The organism is Pseudomonas sp. NBRC 111143 (assembly GCF_001320965.1).
GTDB classification, from domain to species: domain Bacteria; phylum Pseudomonadota; class Gammaproteobacteria; order Pseudomonadales; family Pseudomonadaceae; genus Aquipseudomonas; species Aquipseudomonas machongensis.
Map to the genome: position 1 here is coordinate 1 of NZ_BCBT01000088.1, position 15,644 is coordinate 15,644.

Consider the following 15,644-nt stretch of genomic DNA (forward strand, 5'->3'; position numbering starts at 1 on the left):
GGGGTCACCACCAACCCTGTAGGAGCGGGTTTACCCGCGAAAGGGTCGACACAATTTGTCGAGCAATTACGCTAAACTCGCGCCACTGCTGTCTGGAGTGAGCTATGCGCGAAGCACTGAATACCGGCCTGATCGATTTCCTCAAGGCCTCCCCGACGCCTTTCCACGCCACCGCAAGCCTGGCCAAGCGCCTCGAAGCCGCCGGTTACCAGCGTCTGGACGAGCGTGACAGTTGGGCCACCGTGCCCGGCGGACGCTACTACGTCACCCGTAACGATTCTTCGATCATCGCCATTCGCCTGGGCAAGCATTCGCCCTTGATTGGCGGCATCCGTATGGTCGGCGCACACACCGACAGCCCGTGCCTGCGGGTCAAGCCGCAGCCCGAACTGCAGCGCCAGGGCTTCTTGCAACTGGGCGTCGAAGTCTATGGCGGTGCCCTGCTCGCCCCTTGGTTCGACCGCGACCTGTCGCTGGCCGGACGCGTCACCTTCCGCCGCGATGGCAAGGTCGAAAGCCAACTGGTCGACTTCAAGCTGCCGATCGCCATCATTCCCAACCTGGCCATCCACCTCAACCGTACCGCCAACGAGGGCTGGCCGATCAACCCGCAGAACGAGCTGCCGCCTATCCTGGCCCAGGTCGCCGGCGACGAGCGTGTCGACTTCCGAGCCCTGCTCACCGAGCAACTGGCCCGCGAGCACGGCCTGATCGCCGACGTGGTGCTGGACTATGAGCTGAGTTTCTACGACACCCAGAGCGCTGCGGTCATCGGCCTGCATGGCGACTTCATCGCCGGCGCGCGCCTGGACAACCTGCTGTCGTGCTATGCCGGGCTGCAGGCGCTACTGGCCGCCGAGAGCGACGAAACCTGCGTGCTGGTATGCACCGATCACGAAGAGGTCGGCTCCTGCTCGGCGTGCGGCGCCGACGGACCGATGCTCGAGCAGACCCTGCAACGTCTGCTGCCCGATGGCGACGAATACGTGCGCACCATCCAGCGCTCGTTGCTGGTGTCGGCCGACAACGCCCACGGCGTGCACCCCAACTACGCCGACAAGCATGACGGCAATCATGGGCCCAAGCTCAACTCCGGCCCGGTGATCAAGGTCAACAACAACCAGCGCTACGCCACCAACAGCGAAACCGCCGGCTATTTCCGCCACCTGTGCATGGCCGAGGAAGTGCCTGTACAAAGCTTCGTGGTGCGCAGCGACATGGGCTGCGGCTCGACCATCGGTCCGATCACCGCCAGCCACCTGGGCGTGCGTACCGTCGACATCGGCCTGCCGACCTTCGCCATGCACTCGATCCGCGAGCTGTGCGGCAGCCAGGACCTGGCGCACCTGGTGAAGGTGCTGACGGCGTTCTATCGCAGTCGCGAACTCCCTTGATATCAGGTAGGCCTTTTCGCGGGTAAACCCGCTCCTACAGGTGCATCAACGCTCCAGCAGGAGTGGGCTTACCCACGAATTCTCCGCCCCTCAACGCGCTATGCTTCAAGCATGCCCCCGACAACAGAAGGATTCTGTTCATGTCACCCTTCATCTCCCTGTTCGTGCCGGTTTTCCTTTTCCTGATGCTGCTGACCATCGGTTTCAGCCTGCGCGAGCGCAATGCCGGCGTGCTGATGATGTGGATCGGCACCCTCGGCATCTTTGGCATCATGTGCTGGAAGATCCTCGAGAAACTCGCCTGAGAAATCCTCTACACTCCGGCAATCGATCGACCTGAGGTAGATTTTCCGGTGCCCGCCTTTCTCCGTTGCCTGACCCTGCTGCTCCTCCTGTTCATCGCCCCGGTGCAAGCCGCTGGCCTGCCCGGCTTGCTGGGTAGCAGCACGCCTGCCCAACCCCAGGCCACCGAGCCGCTGGACAAGTCACTGGACGAAGTGATCAAGAGCCTCGAAAACGACCAGCAACGGGCCAAGTTGCTGGCCGACCTGAAGAAACTGCGCGAGGCCAGCAAACAGTCGCAACCCACGGTGGAACAGGGCGTACTGGGGCTGATCGGCAACGCCATGCACGACCTGGAAAAGCAGTTCAGCGGCGATGCCAGCCCCTTCGTGCGCTGGTCGCAGGAAATCGACCAGGCCCAGAACGAACTGGCAGCATTGGTCGTTCCGGTGCACCAGTGGCCAGCGATCCTGTTCGGCTTCGCTGCGGTCATTGCCGTGTGGAGCCTGTTGGCCTACGCCTTCAACTGGATCGGCCATCGGGTACGGATCCGCTTCGGGCTGACCGAGGAGCTGCCCCAACACCCACGGACCTGGGACCTGGTGCGATTCGCCCTGCGCAAGCTCGGGCCCTGGCTGGTGGCGCTGGTATTCACCGTGTACCTGAGCTTCGCCCTGCCACCGTCGCTGGGCAAATCCCTGGCCATGGTCCTGGCCTATGCGCTGGTGGTCGGCACCTGTTTTTCGGCGATCTGCGTGATCGCCTTCTCTCTGCTCGACGGCCCGCATCGCCACCGTGCCCTGCATATCCTGCGACACCAGGCGTTTCGTCCGTTATGGCTGATCGGCAGCTTCGCCGCCTTCGGTGAAGCGATGAGCGATCCACGCCTGACCACTGCGCTGGGCACACACCTGGCCCATGCGATAGCGACCGTGACCAACGTGCTGGCGGCCCTGTGCACCGGCCTGTTCATCCTGCGCTTCAGGCGCCCGATTGCGCACCTGATCCGCAATCAGCCGCTATCGCGGCGCCTGACCCGGCGCACGCTTAGCGACACCATCGAGCTGCTTGGCAGTTTCTGGTTCGTCCCGGCCTTGATCCTTGTGGCGATCTCGCTGTTCGCCACCTTCGTCTCTGCCGGCGACACCAGCACCGCTCTGCGTCAGTCACTGATGTGCACGGTGCTGGTGGTGGTGTGCATGGTGCTCAACGGCCTGGTGCGTCGCCACGCCGCCAAACCTCGGCGCGCCAACAAACGTCAGGCGGTGTATACCGAACGCCTGAAGAACTTTGGCTACGCCTTGGTCCACCTGTGCATCTGGTTGCTGTTCATCGAGCTGGGCCTGCGCGTGTGGGGGCTTTCGATGATCGGTTTTGCCGAGGGCGAAGGCCATGATGTCAGCGTGCGCCTGCTGGGCCTGGCAGGCACCCTGATCGCCGCCTGGCTGGTGTGGATCCTGGCCGACACCGCCGTGCATCACGCACTGGTGCGTTCGCGCCGAGGCCTGGCCAACGCCCGTGCGCAGACCATGATGCCGCTGATCCGCAACGTACTGTTCGTGGCGATCTTCATCATCGCGGTGATCGTCGCCCTGGCCAACATGGGCATGAACGTCACACCGCTGCTGGCCGGTGCCGGTGTGATCGGCCTGGCCATCGGCTTCGGTGCGCAATCGCTGGTGGCCGATCTGATCACCGGCTTGTTCATCATCATCGAGGACAGCCTGGCCATCGACGACTATGTCGACGTCGGCGGCCACCTGGGCACGGTCGAGGGCCTGACCATTCGCACCGTGCGCCTGCGCGACATCGACGGCATCGTGCACACCATCCCGTTCAGCGAGATCAAGAGCATCAAGAACTACTCGCGCGAGTTCGGCTATGCGATCTTCCGAGTCGCCATCCCGCACAGCATGAGCATCGACAAGGCGATCAGCCTGATTCGCGAGGTGGGGCAGAAGCTGCGCAATGATCCGCTGATGCGCCGCAACATCTGGTCGCCGCTGGAACTGCAGGGAGTCGAGAGTTTCGAGTCGGGCTCGGCGATCCTGCGGGCACGCTTCAAGACCGCGCCGATCAAGCAGTGGGAGGTGTCACGGGCCTTCAACCTGGCGTTGAAGCGCCAGCTCGACGAAGCCGGGCTGGACCTGGCTACGCCGCGGTTGTCGGTGCAGGTTGTGACGGCTGGGGGTGGGGCGATGGCTGAGTCTGGCGCCACTAGCTAGGCCCCTTTAGCTGGCACGTTGCGAACGGCCCTACCCCGCCTGCACCTGGATACGAATCGCATCGTGCCGCCAATACTCCAGGTCGCAGTCGATCAGGTGCCCATGCTGGTCACTGTTGACCCGGGTGATGTGCAACCCCGGGCTCCCCGCCGACACCCTAAGCGCCATGGCCGCCGCCACCGGCAATGCAGTCGGCAGGATCTCGAAACACACCTGCCCGTAGCGGATGCCATATTCGCGGGCATAGATCTCGGTCAGCGACTGTGCCAGGTCCAGCGCCAGGATCCCCGGGAAATAGCGAGGGTTGAGGTAGTGCTCGGCATACAACACGCCGCGCCCATCGATGCGCCGCAAACGGCAGATCTGTACCACGCTCGACAACGCCGGTAGCCGCAGGCGCGCACAGATCGCCGCCGACGCCGGCAGCAAGCGCGCCGCCAGCATCTCCGTGCTCGGCACCCGTCCCTGGTCGCGCACCATCGCATGGAAGTGGCTGCGCTCGATCAGGTCGTAGGTCAGGCGTTCGGGGGCGACGAACCAGCCGCGCCGCTCTTCGCGGTAGATCAGGCCCTGGGCCTCGAGCTGCACCAGTGCCTCACGCAAGGTGATCCGGGTAGTGTCGAATACCTCGCTCAGCTTGCGCTCGGCCGGCAGCTTGCCGCCCGGCATCAGCAGGCCATGTTCGATCTGTTCCTGCAGCGCATGGCAGATGGCTGTTACCGCCCGCGGTGGGGTCGATTGCATCAAAGGTTACCTATCTGGACTAGTCCAGCCCCATAACAGGGCAACTGGAGAATAGAGCAAGCCTAGGCACAGCTGATGAAGATCCTGTGACACAGCCCTTGCACCGCGATTGCCAGAATCGGGCCAAGCCCCGCGAATAAAGGGCCGGGTTCTGGTCTACGCTTTGTTTTCAGGACTCTAGCCACCCCGTTGGCGGGCCTGTCCTACATCAAACTGTCATGCAACAGGCCTACCTTGGCTCAAGGTTTGCTGACCTAGACCAAAGGTTCTCGTCAAGGTCTGCACCACAGCATTCACAACAGCACTCATCACAACGATTGCAAGGCACCCACCAAAGGAGCTTCGGATGAAAAAGTTCTTCATGGCGTCACTGCTGGGCTCGGCCATCGCCCTGTGCACCACGGCCATGGCCGCCGATACCGACCTCAAGGCCCTGGAAGACGCCGCCCGCAAGGAGGGCACGGTGAACAGCGTGGGCATGCCGGATGCCTGGGCAAACTGGAAAGGCACCTGGGATGACCTGGCCAGGAAGTACGGCCTCAAGCACAGCGACACCGACATGAGCTCGGCCCAGGAAATCGCCAAGTTCGACGCTGAAAAAGACAACGCCAGTGCCGACATCGGTGACGTCGGCGCCGCCTTCGGCCCGATCGCCGTGACCAAGGGCGTGACCCAGCCGTACAAGCCGAGCACGTGGGACCAGGTGCCGGAGTGGGCCAAGGACAAGGACGGTCACTGGGCGCTGGCCTATACCGGCACCATCGCGTTCATCATCAACAAAGACCTGGTCAAGGAAGACGAACGCCCGAAAACCTGGCACGACCTGGAAAAAGGCAAGTACAAGGTCGCCATCGGTGACGTCGGCACCGCAGCTCAAGCCGCCAACGGCGTGCTGGCCGCCGCCATCGCCTACAAGGGCGACGAAAGCAATATCGAGCCGGGCCTGCAGCTGTTCACCAAGCTGGCCCAGCAGAAGCGCCTGTCGCTGGCCAACCCGACCATCCAGACCCTCGAGAAAGGTGAAGTGGAAGTCGGCGTGGTCTGGGACTTCAACGGCCTGAGCTATCGCGAACAGATCGATCCGAAGCGTTTCGAAGTGCTGATCCCGTCCGATGGCTCGGTGATTTCCGGCTACACCACCATCATCAACAAGTACGCCAAGCACCCGAACGCCGCCAAGCTTGCCCGCGAATACATCTTCAGCGATGCCGGCCAGACCAACCTGGCCATCGGCCACGCCCGCCCGATCCGCGCCGAGCACCTGAAGCTGCCAGCCGATGTCCAGGCCAAGCTGCTGCCCAACGAGCAGTACCAGGCCGCCCAGCCGATCAAGAACGCCGACGCCTGGGAAAAGACCTCCAAGGCCCTGCCGCAGAAGTGGCAGGAGCAGGTGATCATCGAGATGGAGTGACGGCGGGGTTTTCCAGCGCCTGACACGGCCCTTACGCGGGTAAGCCCGCTCCCACAGGTGCAGCACAAGCTTCCGGGCCTGCGCGATACCTGTGGGAGCGGGTTTACCCGCGAAAAGGACGACGCGGTACCGACCCATTCCTCTGCGGAGCCAACATGCAACACAACGTCATCCTGGTCCTGCTCGACGGCCTCAACCACCAGGTCGCACACCACGCCATGGGCCATCTGCATGCCTACGTCGAGGCCGACCGCGCAGCGCTGTACCGCGTGGAATGCGAATTGCCGTCACTGTCACGCCCGCTGTACGAGTGCATCCTCACCGGCGTCGCGCCGATCGACAGCGGTATCGTGCACAACAACGTCAATCGCCTGTCCAATCAGCGCAGCGTCTTCCACTACGCCCGCGAAGCCGGGCTGGGCACTGCAGCTGCGGCCTATCACTGGATGAGCGAACTGTACAACCGCTCGCCCTTCGATCCGATCCGCGACCGCCATACCCACGCGCCCAAGCTGCCGATCCAGCACGGGCTGTTCTACTACGCCGATCACTACCCCGATTCGCACCTGCTGGCCGACGCCGAGTACCTGCGCCGCCGTCATGCCCCGAACTTCCTGCTGGTGCACCCGATGAACATCGACGATGCCGGCCACCGCCACGGCCTGGACAGCAGCCAGTACCGCAACGCCGCACGCAGCGCCGACATCCTGCTGGCCGACTACCTACCACGCTGGCTCGAAGAGGGCTACCAGGTACTGGTCACCGCCGACCACGGCATGAACAACGACCGCTCGCACAATGGCCTGCTGGCCGAGGAACGCGAGGTGCCGCTGTTCGTCTTCGGCGACGCCTTCAGCCTCGACCCGGCCGCCAAGCCCCTGCAGACCGAGCTGTGCGGCACGATCTGCGAACTGCTCGGCGCGGCCCACGACAAATCGGTCTGCCGGGAGTTGCTCAAGTGAATTCCAGCCACCGCGGCCGCCACCTGGCCCTGCTCTGCCTGCTGCCCTTCGCCATCTTCTTCATCATCTTCCAGATCGCCCCGCTGGTCTGGGTCGCCATCGCCAGCCTGCAAAGTGAAAGTGGCTGGGGCCTGGACAACTTCAGCAAGATCTTCGCTTCGAAGTTCTACCTGCAGGCCATCGAACGCAGCCTCGAGATCAGCTTCTGGTCGAGCCTGTTCGGCATCGTCATCGCCACCCTCGGCGCCTATTCGCTGCGCCAGGTCGATTCGCGCCTGCGCGACTTCGTCAGCGCCTTCGCCAACATGACCAGCAACTTCGCCGGCGTGCCACTGGCCTTCGCCTTCATCATCCTGCTGGGCTTCAATGGCGCGCTCACCCTGGCGCTCAAGGAGATCGGCCTGCTCGGCGACTTCAGCATCTACTCCAAGACCGGCCTGATCATCGTCTACACCTACTTCCAGATTCCACTGGGCGTGCTGCTGCTCTACCCGGCCTTCGACGCTCTGCGTGAGGACTGGCGCGAATCCGCCGCGTTGCTCGGTGCCAGCCACTGGCAGTTCTGGCGGCACATCGGCCTGCCGGTGCTGACGCCGGCACTGCTGGGCACCTTCGTCATCCTGTTGGCCAACGCCCTGGGCGCCTACGCCACGGTCTACGCCCTGACCACCGGCAACTTCAACGTGCTGCCAATCCGTATCGCCGCCCTGGTGGCCGGCGACATCACCCTCGACCCGAACCTGGGCAGCGCGCTGGCCATGGTGCTGGTGGGGCTGATGACCCTGGTGACGGTGGTCCATCAATGGCTGCTGAAAAGGAGCTACCATGCGCGCTGAATCACACAAGGGCGGCTGGTACCACCGCGCCGTGGTGTACCTGCTGTTCCTGATCCTGCTGTTGCCCCTGGCCGGCACTCTGCTCTACTCATTGGCTACCAGTTGGTCGGCGAGCCTGCTGCCCAGCGGCCTGACCCTCAAGTGGTACGTGCAACTGTGGAGCGAGCCGCGATTTCTCGCCGCCTTCGGCCAGTCGTTGATCGTCTGCGTGGGAGCGTTGGTACTGTCGGTGGTGCTGATCCTGCCGCTGCTGTTCGTGGTGCATTACCACTTCCCCAAGCTCGACGCGCTGATGAACATTCTCATCCTGCTGCCCTTCGCGGTGCCGCCGGTGGTGTCTTCGGTGGGGCTGCTGCAGTTGTACGGCAGCGGGCCGATGGCCATGGTCGGGACGCCGTGGATCCTGATCGGCTGCTATTTCACCATCGCCCTGCCCTTCATGTACCGGGCGATCACCAACAACCTGCAGGCGATCAACCTGCGCGACCTGATGGACGCCGCGCAACTGCTCGGCGCCAGCACCTGGCAAGCCGCCCTTCTGGTGGTGCTGCCCAATCTGCGCAAGGGCCTGATGGTGGCGTTGCTGCTGTCGTTTTCCTTCCTGTTCGGCGAATTCGTGTTCGCCAACCTGCTGGTCGGCACCCGCTACGAAACCCTGCAGGTCTACCTGAACAACATGCGCAACAGCAGCGGCCACTTCAACAGCGCGCTGGTGATCTCCTATTTCGCCTTCGTGCTGGTACTGACCTGGGTCGCCAACCGCCTGAACAAGGATAAATCCTGATGAGCTTCGTCAGTGTCCAGAAACTTCAAAAGAGCTACGCCGGCAGCCCGGTCTTCGAGAACATCGACTGCAACATCGAACGCGGCGAGTTCGTCACCCTGCTCGGCCCGTCGGGGTGCGGCAAGTCCACCCTGCTGCGCTGCATCGCCGGCCTGACACCTGTCGACAGCGGCCGTATCCTGCTCGACGGCCAGGACATCGTGCCACTCAGCCCGCAAAAGCGCGGGATCGGCATGGTGTTCCAGAGCTACGCGCTGTTCCCCAACATGACGGTTGAACAGAACGTTGCCTTTGGCCTGCGCATGCAGAAGGTCAAGGCCGAGGAGAGCCAGGCGCGTGTGCACGAGGCCTTGGAGTTGGTGGAGCTGGGCAGTTTTGCCGGGCGCTACCCGCACCAACTGTCGGGCGGCCAGTGCCAGCGCGTGGCGCTGGCCCGTTCGCTGGTCACCCGCCCGCGCCTGCTGCTGCTCGACGAGCCGCTGTCGGCGCTGGATGCGCGTATCCGTAAACACCTGCGCGAGCAGATCCGCGCGATCCAGCGCGAGCTGGGGCTGACCACCATCTTCGTCACCCACGACCAGGAAGAAGCGCTGACCATGTCGGACCGCATCGTCCTGATGAACCAGGGGCGCATCGTCCAGAGCGGCGACGCCGAAACCCTCTATACCGCACCTGTCGACCTGTTCGCCGCCGGTTTCATCGGCAACTACAACCTGCTCGACGCCGACAGCGCCAGCCGCCTGTTGCAGCGCTCGGTCAGCGCACGCCTGGCGATCCGTCCCGAGTCCATCAGCCTGGGCCTGGACGGTGAACTGGACGGCCAGATCCGCAGTCACAGCCTGCTCGGCAACGTGATCCGCTACCGTGTCGAATCGCGCGGCGTGGAGGTGGTGGTGGACGTGCTCAATCGCTCGTCTGCCGATCTGTATGCCGACGGGCAGCGCGTGTCGCTGTCGATCGACCCCACCGCGCTGCGGGAAGTGGCTTAAGGAGATTCAAGCAATGGCACTGGCGATTTTCGACCTGGACGAAACCCTGATCAACGGTGACTGCGCGTCGCTGTGGAGCGAACAGATGGCCCGGCTGGGCTGGGTGGACGGCAAGGAATTCCTGCGTCGCGACCATGAACTGATGGAGGCGTACGGCAAGGGTCACCTGCAGATGGAGGACTACATGGCGTTCAGCCTGGAGCCCATCGCCGGGCGCACGCTGGAAGAGGTCGAGCACCTGGTCGAGCCCTGGGTGGAGGATGTGATCGAGCCGATCATCTATGGCGATGCTTGCCACTGCATCGCCGAGCACCGTAAGAAAGGCGACCGCATCCTGATCATTTCCGCCTCTGGCACGCATCTTGTCGGACCGATCGCCGCACGCTTGGGCGTCGACGAATACCTGGCCATCGAGCTGGAGGCGATCAACGGCGTGTACACCGGCAAGACCCACGGCGTGCTGACCTACCGCGAGGGCAAGATCACTCGCTTGCTCGAGTGGCTGGACCAGGAGCAGGAGAACCTGGAAGGCGCGAGCTTCTATTCCGACTCGCGCAATGACCTACCGTTACTGCTGAAGGTCGACAAGCCGAACGTGGTCAATCCCGACGCCATTTTACGCGAACACGCTGAGATAAATGGCTGGCCGATACACCACTGGCAATGATGCCCAGGCGCTGAAATGCGGCCCGGCACCTAGCATTTCTGCTAGTTGTCGGCCTGCCGCCGCCGTTATGAAATACGTCCACTTGCCCACCGCCAAGAAGGACGATCGCAATGAACAAGCCGTTATCCGAACCCGTGGCCCCCTCCGATGAAGTGACCTATGTCTGGCCACGTACGGGGGTCAACCCAGGCGACCAGATCGAAATCTATGACGATGAAACGCGGGTCGGGACGTGCCTGGTGGACGAACATTTCACCCGCACCAAGCTAAGTTTGCGGATCAAGCGTGCCATCGTGCCCCAAGGTACCATCCCGACCAATTACGCCTTGGCCCCCATCATCATCCCTGGGCACACAGGACCGCTTCCCGATGGCGCATGGGGCATCAATATCGCAGCCGCCAAGGATAACTTCCCCCACAACGGCCTGCAGATCTTCATCAACCCCTGGGACGGCATGGCCGAACACGACACCGTGGATATCTTGATCGACGATGTGTCGGTAGCGTCCAAGCCAGTGCGTGAAAACGAAGTCAAGCAACAGGTCACGATGTTCGTCAAGCCAGAGCGGCTCAGTGATGGCGCACACACGATCAAGTACCGTATAACCCCGGTTATCGGCAGTCCAGATGCCTCACTGCCTCAAGACATTTTCGTCAAGTTGAACCGCCCCGGTGGTCAGGATCAGAACGGCGATATTCCCGGGCATTCGGAACTCACGTTCGAACTGCCACAGGCCATCATCGAGAACGGTGTGGGCCCAGACGACCTCGACCAAGGTGTGGATATCACCATCCACACACCTGGCAAGCCGCCGTATCCGAACGCAGCCGAAAATGATGAAATCCGCGTGGCCTGGGGTTGGGTCATCGTGATGCATACGGTAACTGCCCAACAAGCGGCGGGTACCGCGCCGATCGTCATCAACGTTGACCGAACAGTCATCGAGAAGGCCGGCGATTCCAACAGCCTGGCAGTAACCTTCGAAGTGTACGACGTGGTGCAGAACCGCTCCGAGGACTGGGCAGCGGAAAAACGAATCCTGGTTGATGTTGCGAGTTTGCGTATCGATTCGCCCACGATCGAAGAAACGGATTACGACGAACAGACCGGGCGCCAGTCCATCGACCTGGGCAAACATACCACCATCCGGGCAGGCGTCTATGTGCCCCCTTCCGGGTCCAACTTCGCAGTCGGTGACAAGGTCGAGATGCGCTTGCGGGGCACTACCGCAGAAGGCGAGGTGGTAGACGAAAAATACCCCCTCGCTGAAGTCACTCGTCTGGGCTATTTCCTGACGATTCCGCTCAGTTTCGAACACGTGCGCAGACTGGCCACTTCGCAGGCTATTTTTAGCTTCGAAGTCGTCAAAAAGGACAATTCGCCGAACATTCCATCCAAAGGCCTGTACGTAGCGATCGTCGGCGAACTGCCAACACTGGCGGCCCCTTCGGTGAAGGAAGTAGAAGGAAATGTGATCGACCCTGATCTGCCAGAGGCAACCGTATTGATCGAGTGGGATCAGAGCATGCGCAACGGCATGACGATCGAGCTCAAATGGCTGGGCACGCGCCCGGATACCAGCACCTATTTGCCAACGCTGGCCCCTCATACCATCAGCGGCAATGAAGAAACCGCCAAGCAACTGCGGCCGATTTACGTCGACGGCCATCATCTCAAGGAGATCGATGGCGGTACGCTGGAGCTCTACTATGTGCTGTACGATGATGTGAGACGGCAAGCAATAGGATCCCGCGAGTCCGCGCACTCGCCACTGTTCAGGGTCGGCGATCCTCGCGGAGAACTGGAAAAACCCAGCATCGAAGAAGTAATCGGTGGCGCACTCGATCCTGCCTTGCGGGAAGCGACCATGGTCGTGCCCAACTATCTCGGCAAGGTACGGCTGGACAAGATTCATATCGAATGGAAGCTGGATCCCCAGGGTGACGCGCTGTACACAGACTGGACCACAGTATCAACCACCAACGAAAGATTACCCATCAAGTTCTATATCGAAAAGTCAGTATTCGACTATTCGCAATACGAAGGCCAGAAGCTGTATGCGTCTTATTATGTGGTCCGCGCAAACAACAATGGGACGGCCCAATCGGATCATTTCGACTTTACCATCGGTGAACCCGCGGAAGGCGAACTGCCCGAACCTGAGATCGAGCTGATCGAGAACGGTAACCTCGACCTTGCCAAGGTACCAGATACCGGCGTCCTCACCCTGATGACCAAGTGGGCAGATATCGGAGCTGGCGACGGCTTGAAAGTCGTATGGACAGTTGACGGACAGGTTCAACCGATCGAAGTAATCGAAAGAGATATCAGCGGCAACGACCTCCTGAAGCCAAAGATCGAACGGACCTTCAAGAAAGCCACCGCCGAGGCTTCGGATGGCCTTGACGTGAATGTCCAGTACTTCGTCACGCGACTGGGGAAACGCCAATGATCACTGTAGATCCGATACCGTCAAGAAAACTCGGCTTCTCCGTGAGCTCAACTGGCCGGCCTGAACTGGTGGCCCCGGAAATTGTCGAGGCGCAGCAGGGTGTGCTCGACCCTGCACGGGTCCCGAACGGCGCCACCGTGCGAATCGGCGCCGAAGCCCAGGTCAAGACAGGCGACACTGTTGTGCTCCAGTTCAATGGCCAACCCGGAGCCGGGACCGCTGAGCTGAAAGAGACCGCCGATAAGGATGGTGCGTTCGACCTCATCGCCCCTCACGCGCTGGTACTGGCGAACGATGGCTTCAGTGTCACGCTGGAGTACAGCATCGAGCGCAACGGCGGCGGCACCGAAGGCCCCTCTGCAAACAGCACCTACAGCGTGAAAAGCAACTTGCAGCCCGGCAGCCTCAAAGTCATGGGCGCTCGCTGGTCACGAGGCTCGTACCGTGCGTCGGGCTCGTCGCGCTGGCTCATGGCTTTCGACAACAACACCAACCAGCCACTGCGCGCGCAATGGCAATACCTCGGCGATGCCACGTGGAGCGAACCTGCTTTCGCCTGGCGCGACATCGACCCGAGCCGGCCACTGCGGGTGCAATCCAGCACTGACCTGGTAATGCTCAACACGCCGAACCTGATCGGCAACGGTGTCGACACTACTATCACCGGCGATGCCGCCTTCGTCGCTCACCGTGTGAGCGGTGATGTGGTGGTCTGGGGCAACCCAGCCTTCGGCGGCGGGTCGCTGGGGGCCATTGGTACCATGACCGATATCGCCGAACTGAGCTGCACCGGCTCAGCCTTTGCTGCCCGCACCCACAGCGGGCAAGTAGTGGCATGGGGAACCCCCACCCAGGGCGGCACGACACCGGTGCCTGGGCGCACCTACGTGCAGGTGGTTGGCGCCAGTACGACATTCGCGGCAATCAATGACCAGGGCCGGGTACTTACCTGGGGGGCGGACACGACCGTGCCGACGCAAGGCGACCTTTCGACGCTCATCGCCACCGGCACCGCCTTCGCAGCCGTGCGCAAGACCAACGCCGTCGTGGCCTGGGGCACCCCTGCCGAGACCGGCACGGTGCCACCGCCGATCGACGGCTTCAATGACATCAAAGAGGTCATCGGCAACAACCAGGCCTTCGCGGCCTTGCATGGTGCCAACCGCGTGGTCGGCTGGGGGGTGGCGGAGGCGGGGGGCACAGTGCCCGAAGCCATTGCCTCGCTGACCGACGTGGTCGAGCTCAGTTGCGCCAATGCCCAGGCCTTCGCCTTGCGCCACGGCTCCGAAGCAGGCGGCTATTACGTGAAGACCTGGGGCGCCGCTGCCTATGGCGGCGTAGTCGACCCGATCATCGGCGGCTTCAAGGATATCCTGGCGGTGGTCAGTACCTGGCAGTCGTTTGCCGCCATTCGCGGCAATGGGCAGGTCAACCGGGTGGTCGCCTGGGGCGGAACGGAAGGGACAGGCGGCGTGGTGCCCGATGCGATCAGCGCCCTGACCGACATCGTGCAGGTCGCAGGGTCCTCCAAGGCCTTCGCCGCCTTGCGCCGCACGGGGGAGGTGGTGGCCTGGGGTGACTCCACGGTGGGTGGGCAGATCGACCCGCAGGTCGGCGCAAGGCTCAGAAATGTGCTGGCCATTTACTCCAACTCCCACGGTTTCGCCGCGTTGACCGCCGACAACAATGTCGTCACCTGGGGCCACCCAGCTGGCGGCGGCGACAGCAGCAGTGCGGACGAACGCCTGCAAGGCCTGGTTTCGTACCACGCACTGCCCGCCAGGATGCCAGCCTTCCGCGCTTTGAAGGCCCGCTGACCTCAACCAGCCAACCGGGCCGATCAGGCCCGGTCGACTACATAACCAGGAAAAAAGCTATGTTGATTGCATGGTTCAGGCGCCTGCTGCGCAGGCTCGCCGGTGCAGACACGCGTCCCGCTTCCCGCCACCAAGCCTTGCACCCACCCCGCGTAGATGAGGCCAACGGCGGTATCCTCGACCCGAAGAACGTGCCTGCCAACGGTGCCACGGTACGCATTGCAGCGTGGGAAACCCCCGAACTTCGCGACAGGGTGGACCTCACGGTGGCCGACTACAGCGACTATGTAGTGATTAGCAGCAATTGGGGCACCAAGGATGTGGTGTTCTACGACGTTCCGAAAAGCCTGTTCGAGGCAGCCCAAGGCAGCGAACTGGAGATCAGCTACACGGTGACGTTCAGCAAGGGTGGCAATGATAGCGCAGCAACCACCCTGACGATCACCGGCGGCTTTGACCAGGCGGCGCAAATCGACCTCACCGGCAGCGACTACGTGTCCATCTTCCAGCTGCCACCTGTGCAGATACCGGAACAGGCCCGCCTGCGCCGCGCGGCCGATTGGGGTAGTGCGCCGTATCAATACACCAGCAGTGACCCGGACATCGCCCAGGTCGACAATAACGGCGAAGTAACCGCACTGGCCAACGGCACCTGCCAGATCACCGCCACGGACAACAACCAGCAGGCGCAAACCTACCTCCTGACCATCACGGGCATGCGCGTGGTGCACTTTCTCAGTGCATCGACCGACTGGCAGGGCATGCAAGCAGCCTGTGCGGTCGCGGGGCTGGTACCTGTGCCGTTGGCTGACCTCAAACGGCTGTGGCAAGGCTACTACCCCGATACCGGGCCGGTCGCCGAACATGCCGGCTGGCTCGATTATCCCTTCTGGACGGCTGATGTACTGGGTGCGCAAACCGCATGGGCATACGACCTTAATGGCGGCGATAGCAACGCCAATGCCAGCAGCCACGACATCGAAACGCAACTGCAAGCCCTGGGCTTAGCCAGCTGACCCGTACGAGAACAGACGCCATGAAACCGTCTCTGACGCAACGCCTGCTGTGCTTGGCCGGCCT

The 15,644-nt window shown here is 62.5% G+C and carries 13 protein-coding genes; 12 read left to right on the forward strand and 1 reads right to left on the reverse strand.

Translation table 11 applies throughout. The features are described from left to right. The first annotated feature begins 104 nt into the window (after positions 1–104). The 3 genes from APH44_RS28105 to APH44_RS28110 all read left to right on the forward strand — a co-directional run bounded on the left by APH44_RS28105 (position 105) and on the right by APH44_RS28110 (position 3,901). Positions 105–1,394 carry a M18 family aminopeptidase gene (locus APH44_RS28105; RefSeq protein ID WP_054895571.1) on the forward strand — a complete coding sequence of 430 codons (1,290 nt, stop codon included), beginning with the start codon at positions 105–107 and terminating at the stop codon, positions 1,392–1,394. Positions 1,395–1,534: 140 nt separating this feature from the next. Next, complete coding sequence (locus tag APH44_RS30190; protein WP_177339392.1) at positions 1,535–1,699, forward strand: hypothetical protein; 165 nt, start codon at positions 1,535–1,537, stop codon at positions 1,697–1,699. Positions 1,700–1,747: 48 nt separating this feature from the next. Next, a complete protein-coding gene (locus APH44_RS28110) occupies positions 1,748–3,901 on the forward strand; it encodes a mechanosensitive ion channel family protein (RefSeq protein WP_054895572.1) in 2,154 nt (717 codons plus the stop codon). Between the two features lie 30 nt (positions 3,902–3,931). On the opposite strand, the gene APH44_RS28115 is transcribed toward APH44_RS28110, so the two are convergent. Further along, positions 3,932–4,645 (reverse strand): UTRA domain-containing protein, encoded by a 714-nt coding sequence (locus APH44_RS28115; protein ID WP_054895573.1) that lies wholly within the window; start codon positions 4,643–4,645, stop codon positions 3,932–3,934. Between the two features lie 346 nt (positions 4,646–4,991). Between APH44_RS28115 and APH44_RS28120 the strand changes: the two genes are divergently transcribed. The 9 genes from APH44_RS28120 to APH44_RS28160 all read left to right on the forward strand — a co-directional run bounded on the left by APH44_RS28120 (position 4,992) and on the right by APH44_RS28160 (position 15,580). Beyond that, positions 4,992–6,056 (forward strand): ABC transporter substrate-binding protein, encoded by a 1,065-nt coding sequence (locus tag APH44_RS28120; RefSeq protein WP_054895574.1) that lies wholly within the window; start codon positions 4,992–4,994, stop codon positions 6,054–6,056. 155 nt (positions 6,057–6,211) lie between these two features. Beyond that, positions 6,212–7,018, forward strand: coding sequence for an alkaline phosphatase family protein (locus APH44_RS28125; RefSeq protein ID WP_054895575.1), 807 nt, complete (start codon positions 6,212–6,214; stop codon positions 7,016–7,018). After that, positions 7,015–7,854, forward strand: a complete 840-nt coding sequence (locus APH44_RS28130; RefSeq protein ID WP_054895576.1) for an ABC transporter permease subunit — start codon at positions 7,015–7,017, stop codon at positions 7,852–7,854. Before APH44_RS28125 ends, APH44_RS28130 begins: the two co-directional genes overlap by 4 nt. Then, on the forward strand, positions 7,844–8,638 hold the full coding sequence (locus APH44_RS28135) for an ABC transporter permease (RefSeq protein ID WP_054895577.1): 795 nt from the start codon (positions 7,844–7,846) through the stop codon (positions 8,636–8,638). The genes APH44_RS28130 and APH44_RS28135 overlap by 11 nt, the downstream gene beginning before the upstream one ends. Next, complete coding sequence (locus tag APH44_RS28140; RefSeq protein ID WP_054895578.1) at positions 8,638–9,627, forward strand: ABC transporter ATP-binding protein; 990 nt, start codon at positions 8,638–8,640, stop codon at positions 9,625–9,627. The genes APH44_RS28135 and APH44_RS28140 overlap by 1 nt, the downstream gene beginning before the upstream one ends. 13 nt (positions 9,628–9,640) lie before the next feature. After that, positions 9,641–10,294, forward strand: coding sequence for an HAD family phosphatase (locus tag APH44_RS28145; protein ID WP_054895579.1), 654 nt, complete (start codon positions 9,641–9,643; stop codon positions 10,292–10,294). Positions 10,295–10,404: 110 nt separating this feature from the next. After that, complete coding sequence (locus APH44_RS28150; protein WP_054895580.1) at positions 10,405–12,747, forward strand: hypothetical protein; 2,343 nt, start codon at positions 10,405–10,407, stop codon at positions 12,745–12,747. Then, positions 12,744–14,564: a hypothetical protein gene (locus tag APH44_RS28155; protein ID WP_156343816.1), complete on the forward strand. Its 1,821-nt coding sequence runs from the start codon at positions 12,744–12,746 to the stop codon at positions 14,562–14,564. The genes APH44_RS28150 and APH44_RS28155 overlap by 4 nt, the downstream gene beginning before the upstream one ends. A gap of 59 nt (positions 14,565–14,623) precedes the next feature. Continuing rightward, positions 14,624–15,580, forward strand: coding sequence for an Ig-like domain-containing protein (locus APH44_RS28160; protein WP_054895582.1), 957 nt, complete (start codon positions 14,624–14,626; stop codon positions 15,578–15,580). Positions 15,581–15,644: the final 64 nt, after the last annotated feature.